The 19,626-nt window shown below is 72.2% G+C and carries 15 protein-coding genes and 1 tRNA gene; 8 read left to right on the plus strand and 8 right to left on the minus strand.

What is annotated here, in order from left to right; all coding sequences use genetic code 11:
• Window positions 1-81 precede the first annotated feature (81 nt).
• On the plus strand, window positions 82-3,774 hold the full coding sequence (locus KSO97_RS11580) for a hypothetical protein (protein WP_232679013.1): 3,693 nt from the start codon (window positions 82-84) through the stop codon (window positions 3,772-3,774).
• A 15-nt stretch (window positions 3,775-3,789) separates the two neighbouring features.
• Here KSO97_RS11580 and KSO97_RS11585 read toward each other — a convergent pair whose 3' ends face one another.
• The 5 genes from KSO97_RS11585 to KSO97_RS11605 form a co-directional block, all read right to left on the minus strand.
• Window positions 3,790-4,320, minus strand: a complete 531-nt coding sequence (locus KSO97_RS11585; protein ID WP_232679015.1) for a GNAT family N-acetyltransferase — start codon at window positions 4,318-4,320, stop codon at window positions 3,790-3,792.
• Window positions 4,311-6,305, minus strand: coding sequence for a penicillin acylase family protein (locus tag KSO97_RS11590; RefSeq protein ID WP_232679017.1), 1,995 nt, complete (start codon window positions 6,303-6,305; stop codon window positions 4,311-4,313). Before KSO97_RS11590 ends, KSO97_RS11585 begins: the two co-directional genes overlap by 10 nt.
• Window positions 6,306-6,345: 40 nt before the next feature.
• Window positions 6,346-7,296, minus strand: a complete 951-nt coding sequence (locus tag KSO97_RS11595) for a pirin family protein (RefSeq protein ID WP_232679019.1) — start codon at window positions 7,294-7,296, stop codon at window positions 6,346-6,348.
• 61 nt (window positions 7,297-7,357) lie between these two features.
• Window positions 7,358-8,944, minus strand: coding sequence for a cryptochrome/photolyase family protein (locus KSO97_RS11600; protein WP_232679020.1), 1,587 nt, complete (start codon window positions 8,942-8,944; stop codon window positions 7,358-7,360).
• A complete protein-coding gene (locus KSO97_RS11605; RefSeq protein ID WP_232679022.1) occupies window positions 8,941-9,135 on the minus strand; it encodes a DUF2256 domain-containing protein in 195 nt (64 codons plus the stop codon). The genes KSO97_RS11600 and KSO97_RS11605 overlap by 4 nt, the downstream gene beginning before the upstream one ends.
• A gap of 74 nt (window positions 9,136-9,209) precedes the next feature.
• On the opposite strand from KSO97_RS11605, the gene KSO97_RS11610 reads away from it, so the two are divergent.
• From KSO97_RS11610 to KSO97_RS11620, 3 genes are all read left to right on the plus strand, one after another.
• A complete protein-coding gene (locus KSO97_RS11610; RefSeq protein WP_232679024.1) occupies window positions 9,210-10,793 on the plus strand; it encodes an NAD(P)/FAD-dependent oxidoreductase in 1,584 nt (527 codons plus the stop codon).
• Between the two features lie 59 nt (window positions 10,794-10,852).
• Window positions 10,853-11,332, plus strand: coding sequence for a hypothetical protein (locus KSO97_RS11615; RefSeq protein ID WP_232679026.1), 480 nt, complete (start codon window positions 10,853-10,855; stop codon window positions 11,330-11,332).
• 100 nt (window positions 11,333-11,432) lie between these two features.
• Window positions 11,433-11,505 (plus strand) — tRNA-Lys (locus KSO97_RS11620).
• Window positions 11,506-11,571: 66 nt separating this feature from the next.
• Here the strand turns inward: KSO97_RS11620 and KSO97_RS11625 are convergent.
• A complete protein-coding gene (locus KSO97_RS11625) occupies window positions 11,572-12,348 on the minus strand; it encodes a hypothetical protein (protein ID WP_232679027.1) in 777 nt (258 codons plus the stop codon).
• 360 nt (window positions 12,349-12,708) lie between these two features.
• Here KSO97_RS11625 and KSO97_RS18320 point away from each other — a divergent pair, with 360 nt between their 5' ends.
• The 4 genes from KSO97_RS18320 to KSO97_RS11645 all read left to right on the plus strand — a co-directional run bounded on the left by KSO97_RS18320 (window position 12,709) and on the right by KSO97_RS11645 (window position 18,575).
• On the plus strand, window positions 12,709-14,778 hold the full coding sequence (locus KSO97_RS18320; RefSeq protein WP_232679029.1) for a helix-turn-helix transcriptional regulator: 2,070 nt from the start codon (window positions 12,709-12,711) through the stop codon (window positions 14,776-14,778).
• 113 nt (window positions 14,779-14,891) lie between these two features.
• The gene (locus KSO97_RS11635; protein WP_232679031.1) at window positions 14,892-15,983 is read left to right on the plus strand and encodes a gluconate 2-dehydrogenase subunit 3 family protein; all 1,092 of its coding nucleotides are present in this window, start codon (window positions 14,892-14,894) and stop codon (window positions 15,981-15,983) included.
• Window positions 15,980-17,686 (plus strand): GMC family oxidoreductase, encoded by a 1,707-nt coding sequence (locus KSO97_RS11640; RefSeq protein ID WP_232679034.1) that lies wholly within the window; start codon window positions 15,980-15,982, stop codon window positions 17,684-17,686. The genes KSO97_RS11635 and KSO97_RS11640 overlap by 4 nt, the downstream gene beginning before the upstream one ends.
• 46 nt (window positions 17,687-17,732) lie before the next feature.
• Entirely contained in the window at window positions 17,733-18,575 is an 843-nt protein-coding gene (locus KSO97_RS11645) for a ThuA domain-containing protein (protein WP_232679036.1), read from the plus strand.
• Window positions 18,576-18,589: 14 nt separating this feature from the next.
• Here KSO97_RS11645 and KSO97_RS11650 read toward each other — a convergent pair whose 3' ends face one another.
• Entirely contained in the window at window positions 18,590-19,237 is a 648-nt protein-coding gene (locus KSO97_RS11650; protein ID WP_232679037.1) for a YitT family protein, read from the minus strand.
• Window positions 19,238-19,390: 153 nt separating this feature from the next.
• On the minus strand, window positions 19,391-19,537 hold the full coding sequence (locus tag KSO97_RS11655) for a hypothetical protein (RefSeq protein WP_232679039.1): 147 nt from the start codon (window positions 19,535-19,537) through the stop codon (window positions 19,391-19,393).
• Window positions 19,538-19,626 lie beyond the last annotated feature (89 nt).

Below are 19,626 nucleotides of genomic sequence, written 5' to 3' on the forward strand. Positions count from 1 at the left end.
ATGAGCCGCACACCCCTCCGTCTACGTAGATCGGATGATCCGCGGACGAACTGCCTCCGCGCCGACGTCGACCGTGGGACCGTGCCCTCGGCCCGAGCACGGCGCGGGCTCGACGTCGGCGATTGGGAGGTCGTGGTGATGGTGCGAGGTTCGATGGCACGAGACGTCGGGGATGGTCCGTCGGGTGCTCGGAGGTCCCCCGGATCGTGGCGTCGGACGGCGCTCGTCGGCGTCGTCACCGCGGCCATCGCGGTGGTCGCCTCCGTGACCGCCGGCCCGGTCAGCGCCAGCCCCGCGAACACGTCGTCGGCACGCACGGTGCCGGACGGCGCCGTCGCGCGGACGGCTGCGAAGCCGGTGCGGCTCTCGACCACCGGGGCCTCGAAGCCCGGGGTCGCCATCGACGAGAACGACACCGCGCACGTCGCCTGGCTGGAGGAGCCCGACGGCGGCGAGGACGACATCGTCTACTGCCGCCTCCCTCGGGGAGCGGCGGCGTGCGACTCGACCACGACGCTGACCGGTCCCAGCTTCGACGGCTCCCGCGCCTTCGGCTTCGGCCCGGTCCAGGTGCTGGCGCCGGGCGGCGGGCAGGTCGACGTCCTGGGCTACTTCTGCTGCGGGCCGGGCGGACGCGGCGTCCTGATGCGCTGGACCTCCGGTGACGGCGGCACCACCTTCTCGCCGGGCAAGTGGATCGGCGTCGCGGCGGCCGAGGCCGCGATCTTCGGGCCCGGCGACCACGCCGTGACGATGGCCTTCGGCGGCTCGTCGGCCCCGCTGGCGGCGTCGGTCCAGGTCGCCGAGACCGATGGTCCCGAGGGTTCACCAGAGACAGCGGCGGCGCTCATCGGGGATCCCGACGGCCAGCAGTTCTACACCGGCGGCGTCGGCCTGATCGACTCCGCGACCCCGGTCACCGCCTACACCGATCTCGAGGACACCTTCGTCCGCGTCTACGACGCCACGCACGGCACCGAGTACAACGACGCCGACCACTGGTACCCCGCAGTCCGGATCGCCGGCGAGGCCCAGCCCAGCATCGTCACCGGCGCCGCCGGCACCTACCTGATGACCTACGACGAGTACGAGGGCAACGTCCTGCGCGGCGCCTACCAGGTGCGCCGGGTCTCCCAGGCCGCCGACGGCACCCTGGTGCTCGGCAAGCCGTTCCTGGCCAGCGACATCAGCCGGTCGCTCTTCGGCGCGCTGAGCGCCGACAGCGGCGGCGGCCTGACGGCCGTGTGGACCGACGAGGGCACGACGGCCGCCCTCCGGTCGGCCTACGCACCGCAGGGCGGCGCCTTCACTCGGCCGGGAACCCTCGTCGACGACGTCCGCGCGTTCAACATCAAGGTCGCCACCGCCTCCGACGGCGGCGGCACGGTGGTCTGGGACGACAACGACCACACGGTCTGGGCAGTCGGCATCCCCGCCGGGGGTGTGCCGTCGGACGAGGATCCCTCCCCGGAGCCCCCGGCCCACGTCGGCGGCTTCAACCCGCCCGGGAACACCAAGGACTGCAAGACCTCCCTGCAGATCAAGCCGGGCGTGGTCGCCGCAGTCCGGGGCGGCAAGTGCTGGGAGCAGCTCAACGGCCAGCGTTGGACGACCAACGGCGACGTCAACATCAACGGCATCGACTTCGTGACACCGAAGGGCTCGACGTCGGTCACCGTGGACCTGACCAAGGACACCGTGACGGCCGGCGCCGGAGTCGTGCAGAAGGCGGGCCCTCTGGTCTTCGCCAAGGACGCCGGCACCTGGAACGTCGGCGGCGAGACGCGCTTCGAGGGCCTGGAGAAGTCGAACATCAAGCTCTTCGACTTCCCCGTCATGGGTCAGGCCTCGGTGGTCTTCAAGCAGGACCGCGCCGAGGTCACCGCCAACCTGGGGCTTCCCAAGCCCTTCGACCTCTTCGCCGGTCTACCCGTGACCGGGCAGACGGTGCTCACGACCACCCAGAAGAAGGGCCTCATCCTCACCGGCATCACGGTCCGCGCCCAGAACCTGACCATCGGCGAGTTCGGCATCCGCAACCTGGAGATCACCTACGACGCAGGCCTCTCGCAGTTCGCCGGCAAGGCCGAGCTGAAGCTGCCGCCGGGCGGCGCCTGGATGAAGGTCGGCGTCGCGTTCCGCAAGGGCAAGCTCATCAAGCTCTCCTTCGTCTACAAGGACGGCCCGCCCTTCCCGTTCGCGCTCTACCCCGGTCTGTGGCTCAACGGCGCCGGCTTCTCCTACGACGGCACCGACGGATTCGCGATCGGTGGCGGTGCCCACCTCTCGATCCCGGTGCCGACCACCGTGACGGAGCACCCGCCGATCGCCATCCAGGGACTCGGCGACCCACCCGGCACCGGCGGAGGCTTCCTGTTCAAGAAGCCCGCCTCAGGCCCGACCAGCCTGCAGCTCGCCGCGGCCGCGGAGATCTTCGGTTTCGAGGTCGGCAACGCCACCGCCTACTTCGACACCACGGGGGCGTTCCGTCTCGACGTCAACGTCGACATCGGCTGGGACCGGCTCGGCGTGCGCGCCAACGGTCGCGTCGACGTCGACCCGCCGAAGGGCACCTGGTACGCCGAGCTCAGCGCCGAGGCCTGCCTGATCGTGTGTGTCGGCCCCGTCAAGGCGTCGTTCTCCAACATCGGAGTCGGCGCGTGCGCCGAGATCGACCTGTGGCTGACGACGATCGGGATCATGGTCGGCTACGTCTGGGACGACGGGTTCGTCGCGGGCTTCTCCTGCGACATGGGCGTCTTCCAGAACCCGCCTGCCCCCGGCCAGGCCGGCCCGAACCAGGCCACCCTCGCCTCGGACGGCACGATCACGCTGCCGCCGCACTCGGGCGACCCGCGGCAGTGGGCGGTCAACATCGCCGGCGCCGGAGGCGTCCCGCCCCTGGTGACCGTGCGCGACGCGGGAGGCGCCGTGATCGTCGCCTCCGACCCCGCCGCACCGCGCGAGCCGCAGGAGAACGAGCCGGTCATCCTGACCCCGAACAACGCCAGCGGATCCACCCGCCTGCTGGTGCTGCAGCGGGCCTCGCTCACACCGACGGTGCTGCGGGTCTCCTCCCAGCCCGGCAGCGCCGCCCGGGCGATCGCCCGCTACCCGGCGAGTGTCGCGCGCGACCTCGATGCCCGCGTCGCCGGCCTGCGGGCCGGCGACCCGGTGATCACGGTCGCGGAGCAGGTCGGCACCTCCACCGTGACGGCCGCCGTCAAGGCGCCCGGCAAGCAGGCCAAGGCCGGAACGCCCTGGACCCTCGGCTTCGCCGCCACCAACGTCGTCGAGGGAGCCCGCACGGTGCACTTCGTCGAGCGCAGCGCCGCCGGCCTCTCCCGGGACCTGGGCACGGTGACGTCGAAGAACAGCGGCACGCTCCGCTTCACGCCGACTCCCGGGCCCGCCGGACGGCGGTTCATCCAGGCCACGGTGGTCAACTCCGAGGGAATCCCGATCTCGACCGAGCGCGTCGCCTCCTACGACGCGCCCGGATGGGTGCTGCCCGGCAAGGCCACCAAGGTCAAGGTGGCCGTGCGCAAGGGCCGGATGACGGCTACCTGGCGGACGCCGTCCGCTGCGCCGTCGCGCCCGCACCACTGGCTGGTCGCCGTCCGCACCACGGACGGTGAGACCCGGCTGATCACCACCACCAAGCCGTCGGTGTCGGTCTCGGGGCTCGCGCAGAAGGATCGTGCTCGGGTCGTCGTGGTCGGCGTCGATCGCTTCGGACGGCGCGGCCCGACGGTGACGGCCGGGCGCGCCTGACCGCGTCGACCGCCGTCATCGACGGCGGATGCGCTCGAAGTCCTCGCGCGTGACGAACAGCAGCGTCGCCGTCTTGCGGTCGAGCCGGATCAGTCGCTCGCGCTCGACGCCGCGAGCATCGATCACCCGTTGGATCTTGTCGTTGGCGGCGTCCGGCTCGGCAACGATCCGACGCACCGCCGGGTCGGCGAAGACGCAGGCCTCCAGCCAATCCATCACGTGGGCAGTGAGGCCGTGGACCGGCGGATCCGCTGGCGCCATCATGAGATGGACGCCAATGTCGCCCGCCTCGTACTCGTAGTGGTCGCCGATCTCCTCAGCACGCGGATCGTAGGTCTGGAAGAGCGCGACGACGCGCCCGTCCGCTCTCACCAGGTAGGCGGCATGGGTGGGCTGATCGGCGATCCACTGGTAGACCTCGCGCACCTCCTCGACGGTGTGGTCGGCCATCATCCAGAAACGTCCCCGCTCGGCGGTCACCCAGGCGTGCAGCATGGCCGCGTCCCGCGCGGGGTCCACCGGCTCGAGCGTGAAGGTCAGCGCCATCCGGGAACCTCCTGCAAGGCGTTCCAGTCGGTGACGATCGGCACCAGCTCACCCGCGACCCACGCCCCCAGCTGGTCGTGATGGTGCGCGGCGGCCGGGTCGCCGGCGGATCCGGTGGGGACGACCCAGCCTCCCGCCGTCCGGTCGGCGAGGTCCCACACGTACCGCGCGACCGATCCGCGGTAGCACTCGTCGGTCTGCCCCGGGTACGACGCCGTACAGCGCACGCAGTCGCTGTCGCCGTCGACGGGAAGCCGCGGCAGCTCCGGGGGCGTACGGCCGTGCACCTCGAACGCGTGGACCGGCGTGACGACGTGGGACTCGCCCCACGTGCGCGGCCCCGTGGCCGCGATGTCGGCGTCGATCTCGACGAGGGCGTCGCGCGCGAGCGACACGAGGTCGATCCCGAAGGGGGTGCCCGCCGCGACGAGCGACGGCAGCGCGTGCGCGATCCGGCTCACGACGTCCAGCCAGGGCGCGAAGAGCAGCTCGTGGCGATGCGGTCCGTTGAGCTCGTGCTCGGGATCGCGGAACGGCGCGAACACCGGCTGTTCGGCGATCCGACGGACGAAAGCCGAGCGCCACGCCGCGAAGCGGCCGGCCTCGGTCGAGCCCGCCACCATCTGGGCATCGAAGGTGTCGAAGGCGCCGGGCACGAGGGCGACGAGCTCGGCGACACTGCCGAGGAAGGCGTCGTCGTGGACCGCGACGAAGTCGGCCGTGGTGAGTTCCTCGCGGTCTCTGAGCAGCGCGCTGATCCGATCGGCACGATAGGGCGGTGCGAACACCCTCCCGACGGCGTCGCTCTCGGGGCCGCGCCGATCGTTGGCGGTGACGACCTGCCCCGACGGCGGCTCGTCATGGCGAGGGCACTGCAGCCAGCCTGTCCACTCGCCGCCGGCATCGCGCATGGGCACCCGGCCCGCGAGTCGGTAGCGCAGTGCCCCGCCGACGTCGGCGATCACGGCGTTGTTCACCGGCGCCACCCAGTGATCGAGCGCGCGGTCGACGTCGTCGACGGTGCGGGCGCGCAACAGTGGGACCAGCGCCTCGAAGCCGAGGTCTCCCATCTGAGTCGGAGCGTCCTGCAACGTCCAGCCCGGCTCGAAGACGACGCCGCGCGACGTGCGCACGACCTCGATCGTGACGTCGTCGGCGTCGCGGACGGCGATCGTCTCCCGGCGCCGTTCGATCACCTCGTCCGCCGGATGCTCGCCATCGCGGTGCACGTCCTGGTAGTCGGCCATGCCGTTGGTGATGGCCCATGCGACGTCGCCCGCGTGCGCGAAGTGCTGCACGCCGGGCACGCCCGCGAACGTGAAGCCGAGCACGTCGAAGGAGTCGTCGGGATCCTCGCAGGCCAGCCGGATCTGCAGGTAGACACCCGGCTGCTCGATGACGCGGTGCGGGTCGCCGCCGATCAGCGGTCGCCCGGACGCCGTCCGCCCACCGCCCACGCCCCAGGCGTTGCTGCCGCTGGTGAGCGGCTCCTCGCGATCGGCTCCCTCGTGGGTCAACAGGGCGGCGTCGTCACCGAGGACGTCGCGCGCCCACCGACTCCAGAGCGCGCTTCCCAGACCGGCGAATGTCAGATGCAGCGCCTGGAAGACGGCCAACGGCATCCACGGCTGCCACCGTTGCGCACTCGCGCCGAGCTCCCGCAGCTCCGCCGCGGTGACGCCGTCCGCGACGGCGGCGTTGACGCCGTCGACGTAGGCCGCGACGAAGCCCTGAGCCTCCTGGCTCAGCCCGTCGAACGCGCGCTGCGCCGTCTCGACGACGCAGGTCCGTCGAGCGAACCGGTCCCAGCCGAGGCCGCTGGCGCCGAGCAGCTCCGCTGTCGTGCCGCTGGCGCGACGCCGCAGGTACTCCAGCTGCCAGGTGCGGTCGGTCGCCACGACCCGACCCTGGCCGTACGCGAGGTCGGCGAGCGAGGTCGCGCGCAGGTGCGGGACGCCGTACGCGTCGCGATAAAGCCGAGCCACGCCGCGATCTTAGGGCAACCTAAGTCTCAGCCGCCTGCGATCAGTGCGCGGGAATCTGACCGAACGCGCCGCGCTGGAAGTCCTGGTAGGCCGTGAGCACCTCGTCCTTGCTGTTCATCACGAACGGGCCCGCCCAGGCCAGCGGCTCGCGCAGCGGCCGCCCGCCGACCACGACGACGTCCAGCTGGGGCGACCGGCTCTCCTGCGCGGCGCCGGCCTGCAGGGTGAGGTAGTCGCCCGCACCGAGCACGGCCGTCTGGCCCATCCGGATCGGCCGGTCGTCGACCCCGATGGTGCCGTGGCCGTTGAGCACGTAGACCAGCGCGTTGAAGTCGACGTCCCAGGGCAGGTCGAGGCGCGCGCCGGGCTCGAGCGAGGCGTGCACCATCGAGATCGGGGTGTGGGTGATGCCGGGGCCTGCGTGGCCGGCGACGCTCCCGGCGATGACGCGCACCAGCGCGCCTGCGTCGGGGCTGGTGAGCAGCGCGACCTCGCCCGAGCGGATGTCCTGGTAGCGCGGGGCCGTCATCTTGGAGCTGCGCGGCAGGTTCACCCACAGTTGGACGCCGTGGAAGAGGCCGCCGGACTGCACCAGCCACTCCGGCGGGGTCTCGATGTGCAGCAGCCCGGAGCCGGCCGTCATCCATTGGGTGTCGCCATTGGTGATCTCGCCGCCTCCCCCGTGGGAGTCGCGGTGCTCGAAGACGCCGTCGATGATGTAGGTGACGGTCTCGAAGCCGCGGTGCGGGTGCCAGGGCGTGCCCTTCGGCTCACCGGGCGCGTACTCCACCTCGCCCATCTGGTCCATCATGATGAACGGGTCGAGGTGGGCCAGGTCGAGGCCCGCGAACGCCCGTCGGACGGGGAAGCCCTCGCCCTCGAACCCCTGCGGGGCGGTGCTGACCTGCCACACCGGACGCGGCTGGTCTCCCAGCCCGGGCGCGGCGAGGCGCGGGAGGATCGTCAGGTCGTCGACAGTCACAGCAGGCATGGCAGCCACCTCTCCTCGATGTCGACGTGCGCCGACATCGAATCAACCGTAGTTGAACTTTCTACATTCCCCCGGGCCTCGGCCGACTCACGAGGCGCTCGCGCAGCTCAGCCGCCGCTGCGCGAATGGCCGGGAGGTCATCCTCACGGCGGTCCAGGTTGCGCACCTGCAACGTCATCCGCGGGTGCTCGGCGAACCTGCTCCGGTGACGGTCGAGGAAGTCCCAGTACAGCGTCGTGAACGGACAGGCGTCGTCCCCCGTCGCCCGATCGGGGCGACGCGGGCAGCCCGAGCAGTAGTCGCTCATCCGATCGATGTAGGCACCGCTGGCCACGTAGGGCTTGGACCCGAGGACGCCCCCGTCCGCGTACTGGCTCATGCCGATCGTGTTCGGCAGTTCGACCCACTCCACCGCATCGACGTAGACAGCCAGGTACCACTCGTGCATCGCGCGCGGACTCACTCCGAGCAGCAGCCCGAAGAGACCGGTCACCATCAGCCGCTGGATGTGGTGCGCATAGCCGTGCCGCAGTGTCTCGCCGACCGTCTCCCGCAGGCACGCGAACTCCGTCTCCCCCGTCCAGTACAACTCCGGCAAGGGCAACTGCGCGTCGAGGGCGTTGGCGTCGACGAACTCCGGCATGCGCTGCCAATAGAGCCCCCGCACGTACTCACGCCACCCCAGCACCTGCCGCACGAACCCCTCGACGGACCCGATCGGCGCACGGCCCGCCACGTGCGCCTCGACCACGGCGTCGATCACCTCGCGCGGATCGAGCAGTTTGAGATTCAGCGCCACCGAGAGACGGGAGTGGAAGAGCAGCGCCGCCGGCCATGGCTCCCCACTCCACATCGCGTCCTGGACCTCGCCGAAGCGCGCGAGGCGGTGGTCGACGAAGTCCGCCAGGGCGAGCAGTGCGTCCTCCCGCGTGAGCGGCCAGTCGAACGATGCGAGCGAACCGGGATGGTCGCCGTAGCGGCGAGCGACCAGGTCGAGGACCTCCTGCGTCGTCGGGTCGGGCGGGAACGAGCGGGGATCGGGCCGAAGTCCCGGCCCGTCCTCGGTGAACGCGCCACGATTGTCGGCGTCGAAGTTCCACCGTCCTCCGACCGGCTCACCAGCCTCCATCAGCCAGCCCGTCCGTCGGCGCATCCACCGGTAGAAGTGCTCCATCCGAGGCTGCTTGCGACCTCCGATCCACTCGGCGAAGTCGGCGGCGCTGCAGAGGAAGTGCTCGTCCTCGCGGCAATCCCACTCCACGCCCGCGGCCTCGACCGCCTCACGCAGCGTCTGCTCCACTCGATACTCACCCGGCTGAGTCACCACCACCGAGCCGGGCCGGAGCTCGTCCAGGTCGGCGGCGAGCGCCTGGGCCAGCGAGCCGCGCTCGTCCTCGGTGCGGTGATAGCGGACCGAGAGCCCGCGAGCACGCAGGTCCTCGGCGAAGTGCCGCATCGCCGCCAGGAAGACGGCGATCCGCGCCTGGTGGCTCCACACCGCCGTCGCCTCATCTGCGCTCTCGCACATCCAGACCACGTCGCGTCGAGGATCGACGTCGCGCAAAGCGGTCGAGCCGAGGTCCAGCTGATCGCCGAGCACGACGATCAACCGCCGGACGTCGGTCACCGCCATCGGGGAGGAGCTCATCGGGGAACGAAGCCGGAGTCGCGCCGGCCCGCACGACAGGCCTGCGAGCAGTAGCGCACCTCGTCCCAGTCGCGGGCCCACTTGCGACGCCACGAGAAGGGACGTCCGCAGGTCGCGCAGATCTTCTCGGGCACCGCAGACCGGCCCGGCTTCGAGCCCTGCCGGTGCCGCCCCCCACCCCGATCCGCCACGAGCCCACGGTATTCCGGTTACGCACACCCCAAGGGGCGTCGACCCGCAGCCGCAGACCATTAGGTTGGCGGGGGTGAGCGCATCGAGCCGATCCCGGTACGACGTCGTCGTGGTCGGCGGCGGGCACAACGGACTGGTGGCCGCGGCCTACTTGGCGCGGGCCGGCGTCTCGGTGCTGGTGCTCGAACGTCTCCCGCGCACCGGTGGGGCCGCGATCTCCGCGCAGGCGTTCGCCGGCCTGCCGACGCGGCTCTCGCGCTACTCCTACCTGGTCTCCCTGATGCCCGAGCAGGTCATGCGCGACCTCGACCTCGACGTCGCGCTCGCCTCCCGGGCCACGGCCTCGTTCACCCCCACCTTCCGCGACGGCGCGCCCGGCGGCCTGCTCGTGGAGCACGAGGAGGGGCCGGCCACCCGCGCCTCGTTCCACACCCTCACCGGCTCCGACGACGCCTATGAGGCCTGGCAGGAGTTCTACGCCGAGATCGGGGCGATGGCCGGCGACCTCGCACCCACCCTGACCAACCCGCTGCAGCGCGAGGACGACGTCCGCGCCCGGATCTCGCCGACCATCTGGCGTGACGTCGTCGAGCGCCCGCTCGGCGAGGCGATCGAGCGCCGCTTCGTCGACGACACGGTGCGCGGCGTGGTCGCCACAGACGCCCTGATCGGCACGTTCGCCTCGCTGCACGAGCCGTCGTTGATCCAGAACCGCTGCTTCCTCTACCACCTGATCGGCAACGGCACCGGGGAGTGGCGGGTGCCGGTCGGCGGCATGGGTGCGGTGACCGACGCCCTGCTCCGGAGCGCCGTGGCGGCGGGTGCCGAGGTGGTGACCGGTGCGGAGGTCACCGCGATCGCCGGCGGCGTCGACGCGGGCGAGAGCGTCGAGGTCTCCTGGTCCGACGGCGTCTCCTCGCGCACCGTCACGGCGACGCACGCGCTGGCCAACGTGGCGCCCTGGGTGCTCGGCGGCCTTCTCGGCGAGCCTCTCGACCCCGCGGCGAAGCCGATGGGCGCGCAGCTGAAGGTGAACCTCCTGCTCCACCGGCTCCCGCGGCTGCGCTCCGGCGTGGACCCGGCCACCGCGTTCGCCGGCACGCTCCATCTCGGCGAGGACTACACCGAGCTCGAGACGGCCTACGCTCAGGCCGCTCGCGGCGAGCTTCCTGCCGAACTGCCGGGCGAGGTCTACTGTCACTCGCTCACCGACCCGACCATCCTCGGCGACGTGCCGCCCGGCACGCAGACGCTGACGTACTTCGGTCTCCACACGCCGGCCCCGCTGTTCGATGCCGACCCCGACGACATGCGCACCCTGGCCCTGGAGCGCGCGCTCGCCTCGCTGGACCGCCACCTGGCCGAGCCGATCCTGGACTGCGTGGTGCGCGACCCCTCCGGGGCACCGTGCATCGAGGCGAAGATCCCTCAGGACGTCGAACGCGACCTCGCGATGCCGGGCGGGCACATCTTCCACGGCGACCTCGAGTGGCCCTGGGCGCCGAACCACACCGCGCTCGACACGCCCGCCGAGCAGTGGGGCGTGCAGACCTCCCGCCCCGGCGTCCTGCTGTGCGGCTCGGGGGCACGACGCGGAGGCGCCGTCTCGGGCCTGGGTGGGCACAACGCCGCTCAGGCGGTGCTCGCCTCGAGGTGAGTCGGGGCCCAGCCGGAGCGGCGCCGTCACCTGGAGGCGTCGCGTTCGTTGTACCGGGCATGACCGCCACGCTGCTCGACTCCCCCGCCGCTCCGGCGTCGCGGGCCGTCGCGGTCAGCGGTGTGCGGATCGGCGCGGTCTTCGTCGACGACGCCGTGCTCGACCACTGCCACCGCTCGGCCGAGGGTGGCTTCGACTTCCGGGTCCGTCGTCCCGAGGTCGCCGAGGCGCTGGTCGCCGCCGGTCTCGCGGTCCGCGGGCGCGGCGAGCGCACCGTGCGCGGCACCGGCTCGGTCGCACGTCGCCAGAGCCCGACGTCGACCGCGGCGACGACCGACCGCGCTCCGCAGACCCGCCTGGAGCCGGAGCGCTCGCTCGGCCGCTGCGTCAGCGACCACCACCTGGCGCCCGTCGACGCCGTCACCCGCGGACGGCGCGCACGGGGCGCCGATCCAGCGGCCGGCCACGACGAGGTGTCGCTCTGCGGCCGCTGCGCCGACCTGCTCGCGCGGTCGGGCTACTTCACCGCGATCCAGTGAGCGGCACGCCCGCACGAGGAGCGAACCAAAGCCTTCGATTTCACCCGGCGGCGCCTCGCTGGTAATCTTTCCCCTCGCGCCAGGCAGTGGTCTGGGGCATGCGCCATTAGCTCAATTGGTAGAGCAGCTGACTCTTAATCAGCGGGTTGTAGGTTCAAGTCCTACATGGCGTACCGACAGAGAAGGGCCCCGGGGAGACCGGGGCCCTTCTCTTCTCCGTGGCTCTTTCCGTGGCTCGCTCAGGGAGCCGTGTAGGCCCAGACGCCGTAGTACGACCACGGACTGTCGTCGCTGGCGAGCGCGGTGAAGTAGAAGGCGCGCGATCGCGCCGATGGCGCAGCCCACGTGTCTCCCGCGATGGCGAACGCACCCAGGTTCGTCAGGTTGGCCAGGTAGAGGCACACCTTGCCCGCCGGTGCCGTCGGCGCGTCGAACGTGCCGGTGCACGTGGGGTCGTCGTCGATCGTGGCGGGGAAGCCGTCCGGGGCGAAGTTCACGTTCGCGCTGCTCAGCGGGGACGGCGCCTGACCGGGCAGGTTGAAGTTCGCGGTCACGAAATCGTTCGCCGCGGCCCGCACGCCCTCGTCGAAGAAGTACCCGCGAACAGTGGTGCCGCTGGGGATGGTGTCCCACGCGCTGGCGCCGCGCGCTCCGGCGGCGCCTGCGGGTCCGGCAGGCCCGGCGGGTCCCGCGGCGCCGGGCGCACCGGCTGGTCCCGCGGGTCCCGCAGCACCCGCCGGTCCGGCCGGACCGCGCGGAAGATCACCGGGCCGGAAGTCGGCAGCACGCAGGCTCCGGTCGGCCACGTCGAGCCCGGTCAGCGTCCCGTTGCGCACATCGGCACCGGTCAGACTCTCGTTCTTGACCTGTGCTCCGGTGATCTGCCGGGCGGCCTCGGCGACGACGGGGTTGGTGAGGAGGAGGAAGGCCGCCGTGAGAGCGGTGAGGGCACGGAAGGCGATCCGACGCATCGACTCGCCCTTGGGGCCGCGCAGGGTGATGGAGTGAGGAGACATGGTGGGAGTCTCCGACCGCCGGGGCCCCCGGGCATCAGGGCGCCACCCTGAGAATTGGAGGCGCCACCTGGCCCGTCGAGGGGGGTTACGGACGGCATCGGGGCGCCATCCGCACGGTCATCGGGTGTGACGGCCCTCGCCATCCCGTCGAGCAGTTCTCGCTCCGGACTCGCGGGTGCGGCCCTCGTGGTGCGTCCGAGAAGTTCTGAAACGGTTGGCGTGCTGCCGGTGCGTGCAGCGCAAGGCGCCGGCGCGCGGCTATACCGGGTTGTCTTGCAAGCGTCGGCAACGCCGCGGGGTGCGTGCCGGGGGTGCGCGAAGCGCATCAGAACTTCCCGGACGTGCCACTAGCCTGGCCTCGTGGACGACGGCGCGCGCGGCGAGCGAACCGCGGTCGCGGCCGAGGGTCTGGACCCGTCTGATGCGCCGCTGGTGCATGCCCTCGCCGTCACCGGAGGCAGGGCGACCCTCGCCGATCTCGCGGTCATCGCCGACGTCACGCTCGGTGAGGTCGAGGCGGGCCTCGTCCGGCTGGCCCGTCAGGGACTGGTGGACGGCGGGCCGGCGCCGAGATTGCACCCGCGCGCCGTAGCTCTGGCCGAGGCGACGCCGTCGCCGATGACACGCGCTGTCGTCGCGGCGCGCGCGGCGCGACGCTGGCGCGACCGCCCCGGCTACGAGAGCGAGACGGTCGCCGCCCTCGAGGGGTCGATACCCCTGGGCGAGGCGTGGGCGGCACGACTCCTGGCGAAGGCGGCCGAGCGCGCGTGGGCCGCGGGTGAGACCGGTGCCTGTGGACGCCTCGCCGAGCGCGCGCTGGCCGAGGGAGTCGACGAGGTCGAGGTCTGGGCGGCGGCCACCGCGCTGACGGCGCGGGCGCTCCTCGCCGATCTCGACGTCGACCCCGCGGCGGCGATGCTCCAGGTCGAGGCGATCATCGAGCGGCTCACCGAGGCGGACCGCACCCGGGAGACCGTCGACATCCGTCTCGCTCTCATCGTCTACGCCGTGATCCAGGGACGGCGGCCCGACCTCGCGGCGATGCACGCCGACCGGATCCCCTGCGACCTCGTCGATGCTGCCGAGCAGCCCGACCTCGGCCTCACGTGGCGGGCTCAGACCCTGCGCGGCTATCTCGGCGCCACGTACTTCCACCCATCCGCCCGTCCGCCGGGCCGCATGGACCTGCTCGCCTCGGCGCACGACGTCCTCGTCAGCGACCTGCGCGAGGCGCTGCCCGCGCGCGGCATGGCCGCCGCGGCGTACGCCCAGGCCGGCGAGGACGACGTCGCCGCGACGCTGGCGGACGCGCTCCTCCCCGAGATCACGGCGGCGAACGCCGAGTTCTTCGCCGAGATCGGCGTGATCGGCGTCGTCTACGCCCAGCTCGGACGGTTCGCCGAGGCGCGTGACGTCTTCGAGCGCATCGGCTCCATCGCGGCAGCCATCCGCCGCGAGGACCAGGTCGTCAGCGCGAACGCCTGGCTGGGATTCACCGACCTCTGGCTCGGCGACCTCGCCTCGGCCCGCGCTCGCGCCGACCGGGCGTGGGCGGCCGCGCCGCTGTGGCCGGTGTTCACTCCACTCGTGGCGGCACTCCGCGCCGAGGTCGCCCTCTACGTCGGCGAGGAGGCCGATCTGGAGTCCGCACTCGACCTGGGTGAGCTGAGCGACCTGGTGACCACCCAGCCCGGCATCTCGGGAGCCACCTGGTGGGTCACCCGCGCCCGGGTCGAGCTCGCGCTGGGACGACCGGACGCCGCACGCACCAGCCTCGACTGCGCCGCACGCAGCTACGAGCTGTCCGACTGGGTGGCGCCACGTGAGCCGGTGGAGCTGATGTGGCGCCACCTCGCGCGCTCCACCGTCGGACCGCCGACGCCGTGCAGCCACGCCCGCCCCGTGATGGACGCCTGGATCGCGGCGCTCGGCATCGAACCGACGGCGCCGACGATCCCCGACGCGATCTGCGAGTTGCTGCCGCCGCTGCGCCTGGCCGAGGTCCGTCTCCACCACGCCGGCCGTCTGCGTCGCGCCGGACGTCGCGGCGATGCTCGCGCGATGCTCCATCAGGTCATCGACGACGCCGAGCGGTTGGGCGCCACCCGCCTGGTCGCCGTCGGCCTGCACGAGCTGCACGCCGCCGACGGGCGTCGACGACGAGACCCCGGCGAGCACCTCACCCCCGCAGAGCAGCGGGTCGCCGAGCTCGCGGCGACGGGCGCGGGCAACCAGGCCGTCGCCGCTCGCCTGAGTCTGTCGGTCAAGACCGTGGAGACCCACATGTCGCGCGTGCTCGCCAAGTCCGGAGTGCGCCGGGGTGACCTGGCGTCCTGGCTCGCCGCCCGGGCGTCCGACAGCGCCCCGCCGACTGACAGCCCGGGCGGGACGCAGGCGCCACGGGTGAATCGCACCCGAACCACGTCGTAACCCGCTGCCTCGCTGATCGTTGCCGGAGTGTGACGCCCCCCACATCGCCGGACGGTTCCGCGCGCTCCCAGGCCACCTCGCCGGGGCTCCGCACCGTCCTGCCTCTCACACCCGTGCGCCCCACCGTGGCCGCACCGGTCAGTCGACGAGCAGCCCTGGCTGGTGCCGCGACGTCCGCGGTCGTCGTCTGGGGTGCGGGCGCAGCCGCGGCGGCCGTGCCCACCGGAGCGCAGCGCGCGCGGTACCTGACCTCGTCGCGACTCGCAGTGCTGCGGGCCGTGGTGGACCGGGTCGTACCCGGTCAGCCGGAGGACACCGTCGCCGGCGCCGTCGCGGCCGGTTGCCACGAGGCGATCGACGCGCTGCTCGGCGCCTTCACCGTCGATCCCCCGCGCATCTACGCCGGCGGTCCGTTCTCGGACCGCGGCGGGTCGCGGGTCAACCACTTCGCGAAGTTCCTGCCGCTGGACCGCTACGAGGAACGCGCCTGGAAGCTGCGGATCCTCGGCTCACGCGGTCACCGCGACCTCGAGCGCAACGGCCCGGTGACCGGCATGCAGCAGGTCTACCGCACGGGCCTCGACGCGCTCGCCGCGAGCGTGCCCGGTTTCACCCTGCTGCCCGGACCGTTGCGCGACCTGGCCCTGCAGGGCAGCCAGAACGCTGCGGTCACCGCCATGTTCGACCTGGCGGTGGCCCACACCCTGGAGTTCATGTACGGCGCACCGGAGTACGGCGGCAACAAGGACGGCGTCGGGTGGCACGCCGTCGGGTTCGAGGGCGACCGGCAGCCGCGGGGGTACACCCGCGCCGAGGTGACCGCACCGAAGACCGAGCTGCTGCCACTGGTGGACGCGCCCCTCGAGGACCTCCTGGACGCGCTCGGACTTCCCGCCCTCCCCCCGCTCCCGCCGGTGCTCACCGGTGCCGCGCCCACCGCCGCCGTGCTCTCCCCCCTCCTCCCCCTCGCGTCGTCCGAGGTGATGGCCGGACTCCATGCACGCGCCGCCGGAAGTCACCGCGAACTGGCCGAACAGGTGCGCGACCTGGTGGCACCGGTACTGAGTTCGTCGGGGGCCCGCGGCGAGACGATGGCGCGCCTGCACGCCGAGGCCGATCGGCTGGTGTGCGAGGCGCGCAGCCGGACAGGGCGGCAGTCCGCCGCACCGCCGTCGGATCCCGCCGAGAGCGAGGGAGCGCGATGAGCCGCGAGGCGGTCGTGGTCGGATCGGGCGCCGCCGGCTCGGTCGTCGCCTGGGAGCTGGCACGCGCCGGGTGGGACGTCACCATCCTCGAGCGCGGCCGCAACCTGCGGCCCGGACTCGGCCGACGCGACAGCAGCGACCTCGGCACCACCTACGGCAGCGACGAGCTCAAGGGACGGCGCGGCTACGGCTTCCCCGACGGCCTCCTCGAGCCCTATACGACCCGCACGCAGGCCGAGGCGCGCAAGGGCGTCGCGCGTTCGGCCCAGGGCGCGCTGGGGCAGCTCGGTGCCGCGGTCGGCGGCACCACGCTGCACTACAACGCCAAGACCCCGCGCTTCTGGCGGCAGGACTTCCACCAGCGATCGGCACTCGGCCCGGTGGCCGACGCCCAGGTGGCCGACTGGCCCATCGACTACGGCGACCTCGAGCCGCACTACGACGAGGTGGAGTACCGGCTCGGGGTGCAGGGCGACCGCTCCGCCATGCCCGAGCGCACGCTGCGTCAGTCACCGCGTCGTCGCGACTTCGTGATGCGCCCCAACCCGCCGTCCTACGCTGCCTCGCTGGTGGCCGACGGTGCCCGCGCCCTGGGGTTCGAGCCCTACCCCTTCCCAGCCGCCGTGAACTCCCGCGAGTTCCAGGACCGGCCGGCGTGCAACTCCTGCGGCATGTGCTCGGGCTTCGGATGCCCGATCAACGCGCGCGGCGACGCTCTCGTCTCCTACCTCAATCCCGCCCTCCGCACGGGCCGGGTTCGGGTCGTCGACCGCGCGTGGGTGCATCGGATCGAGACCACCCGCGACGGACGTCGTGCGACCGCCGTCCACTACCGCGATCTCCAGGGACGGCGTCACCGCCTGGCCGCCTCGACCGTGATCCTGGCCGGCAGCCCGATCAACACGGCGCGGTTGCTGCTGCTCTCGGCCACCGGCGCCCACCCACGCGGGCTCGGCAACCGGTCCGACCAGGTCGGTCGCAACATGATGTTCCACAACTTCACGCTCAGCGCCGCGCTGTTCACGCGCGACGTCAAGCCGCTGCGGGCGCAGTCGGCCACGGTGCAGGTCGACGACCTGATGGGGCCGTTCACCGGCCCCGAGGTCCAGGCGCTCGGCGTGCCCTACGTGGTCGGCGGCGTCGTCCAGGTCGGCTCCGGCGCACCGCCGCTGGAGGCATCGACCACCCTGTCCAGCCTCGTGGGTCACGGCACAGCGCTCAAGCAGCTGATGAAGGTCGGTCTGCACGCCGGCATCTGCGGCTCCCAACTGGTGCATCAAGACCTTCCCCAGGCACACAACCGCGTCGACCTCGACCCGAAGGTCACCGACTTCCACGGCGTTCCCTCGGCGCGGATCACCTACTCCCCCCACCGGCACGAGCAGGCCGCGGCCCTGCTGCTCGGCGCACGGATGGAGGCGATGCACCTCCTCGCGCCCGGAGCGACCGGGGCGGTGGTGCTGCCGTTCCCGATCCTCAGCGACGGCATCACCTACACCGCGCACCTCGCCGGAACCGCCCGGATGGGCCGCGACCCGCGGACGTCGGTCTGCGCGCCGTCGGGTCGATTGCACGACGTGGGCAACGTCTACGTGGCCGACGCCTCGACCTGGCCCACCTACCCGGGCTTCAACCCCACCCTGACCATCATGGCCAACGCGCGACGCATCGCGCGCGGCCTCATCGACCGACCCGGAGAATGACGTGAGAACGCTGGGAGCACCGCCCGCAACCGACGACGTGCCGTCGGTGACCCGACGTCGACTCATCGCGCCGGCGCTGCTGGCCCCGGTCGCGGGCCTCGTCACCGCTCCGGACGCCCGCGCGGCCCGTGCCACGCGGCCGGGACGCCGCCCGCATCGGATCCTGATCTTCACCCGCACCAGCGGCTTCCGTCACTCCTCGATCCCTCTGGCGATCCGAGCGGCGACCGAGCTCGGCCAGGAGCACGGGTTCGAGATCATGGCCACCGAGGACCCGACCGTGTTCACCGACGCCGAACTGCGCGGCTACACCGCGCTGCTCTTCGCGAACACGACCGGCAACATCCTCACCGACCGGGGCCGACGGGCGATCAAGCGATTCGTGACGTCGGGGGGCGGCTGGGCAGGCGTGCACTCGGCGGCCGACACCGAGTACGACTGGCCCTTCTACACCGAGCTGCTGTCCGGCGCACGTTTCCTGTGCCACCCGTTGATCCCCCAGTCGGCGACGGTGCTGCGCGAATCCGCCGACCACCTCTCGACCCGCCGGTTCCCGCCGAGCTGGCAGACCCCCGTCGAGGAGTTCTACTCCTTCACCGACTCACCGCGAGGGCGCGCGAAGATCCTGCTCGCCATCGACGAGGGGAGCTACCTCCAGGTGCCCAACACCTCGATGCTGCCCACCGGCGCCTCGGTTCCACCGGTGGTCACGGGCACGATGGGCGACCACCCGATGTGCTGGCAGCGCCCGATCGGACGCGGTCTGTCCTGGTACACCGCGCTCGGCCACGAGGTCACGATGTATGAGAACCCGACGTTCCGGCGTCATCTGCTCGGCGGTCTGCTCACCGTGACCCGACATGGTCGTCGTCATCTGCCGACCGCGTGACGCGCAGCATCGCGTCAGGTGCCGAGGTAGCGACCGGCGCGGTGATTGAGCGCGATGACGAGGTTGAGCACCGCACCACCGAACGCCGAGAGCAGCACCTGGCCCGGTGCGACGACGAGCAGCGACCCGAGGATCACCGCGACGTCGAGTGACATCTGCACGTAGCCGGCGCGCCAGCCGGCACGCTCCTGGGCGAGCAGAGCGAGGACGTTGAAGCCGCCCAGGCTCGCGCCGTGGCGGAAGAGGATCAGCATCCCGACACCGATCACCAGGTTCCCCGCGACGACGCCGTAGACACCTGCGACCTCCCCGACGTCGAGCACACGGGGATGGAGCTCGGAGAACGCCGAGACCAACCCGACGGCGATCAGCGTGCGCACGGTGAAGGCCGGCCCCTTGGTGCGCCACGCCAGCACCAGGAACGGCAGGTTGATCGCCACGTACAGGGCGCCGAAGGCCGCGGGCGTGGCATAGGAGAGCAGCAGCGCCAGGCCGGCCGTGCCGCCGGTGACGGCGTCGACGGCGGTGAGCAGGTACAGCCCGAGCGAGACCAGGAACGTGCCGGTGAGGACGCCGAGCACGTCCTCCAGCCGTGAGTGCGGGACGCCCGCGGGACCGCCGGGTGCCGCAGGCTCGGCGGCGGGCTCGCTCACGTCGCTCACCGGGCGAGCCTAGTGCCCGACGTAGCGCCTTCGGTGGCCGAGGAGGTCGCTCTGCGACCGTCACGAGGCCCCGTGAGACGGCGGCGTGGTTTCGTGACGGCCCTCGTTCCTCAGGCCTCCTCAACCACCGGGACGAGCGGTGGTCGAGCGGCCTCAGCGCCGCGGCATCAGATCCAGGCCGAGCTCGGCGCCGACCTGGCGCACCACGCGCAGCTCGGCCAGGAGCTCCACGACGTCGTCGACCGAGACGGGTGGGTCGACGGCGTAGCCGGCACGTACCGGCTCGATCAGGAGGGACATGACCCCAGTGTTGCCCCGCGTCGACCTCGCGCGCCGGTGACGTCGGGCAGGACTCTCGGGACCTTGGTCTCGTGAGTCCCTGTCACAAC

The organism is Nocardioides sp. R-C-SC26 (assembly GCF_021246465.1).
GTDB lineage: Bacteria > Actinomycetota > Actinomycetes > Propionibacteriales > Nocardioidaceae > Nocardioides.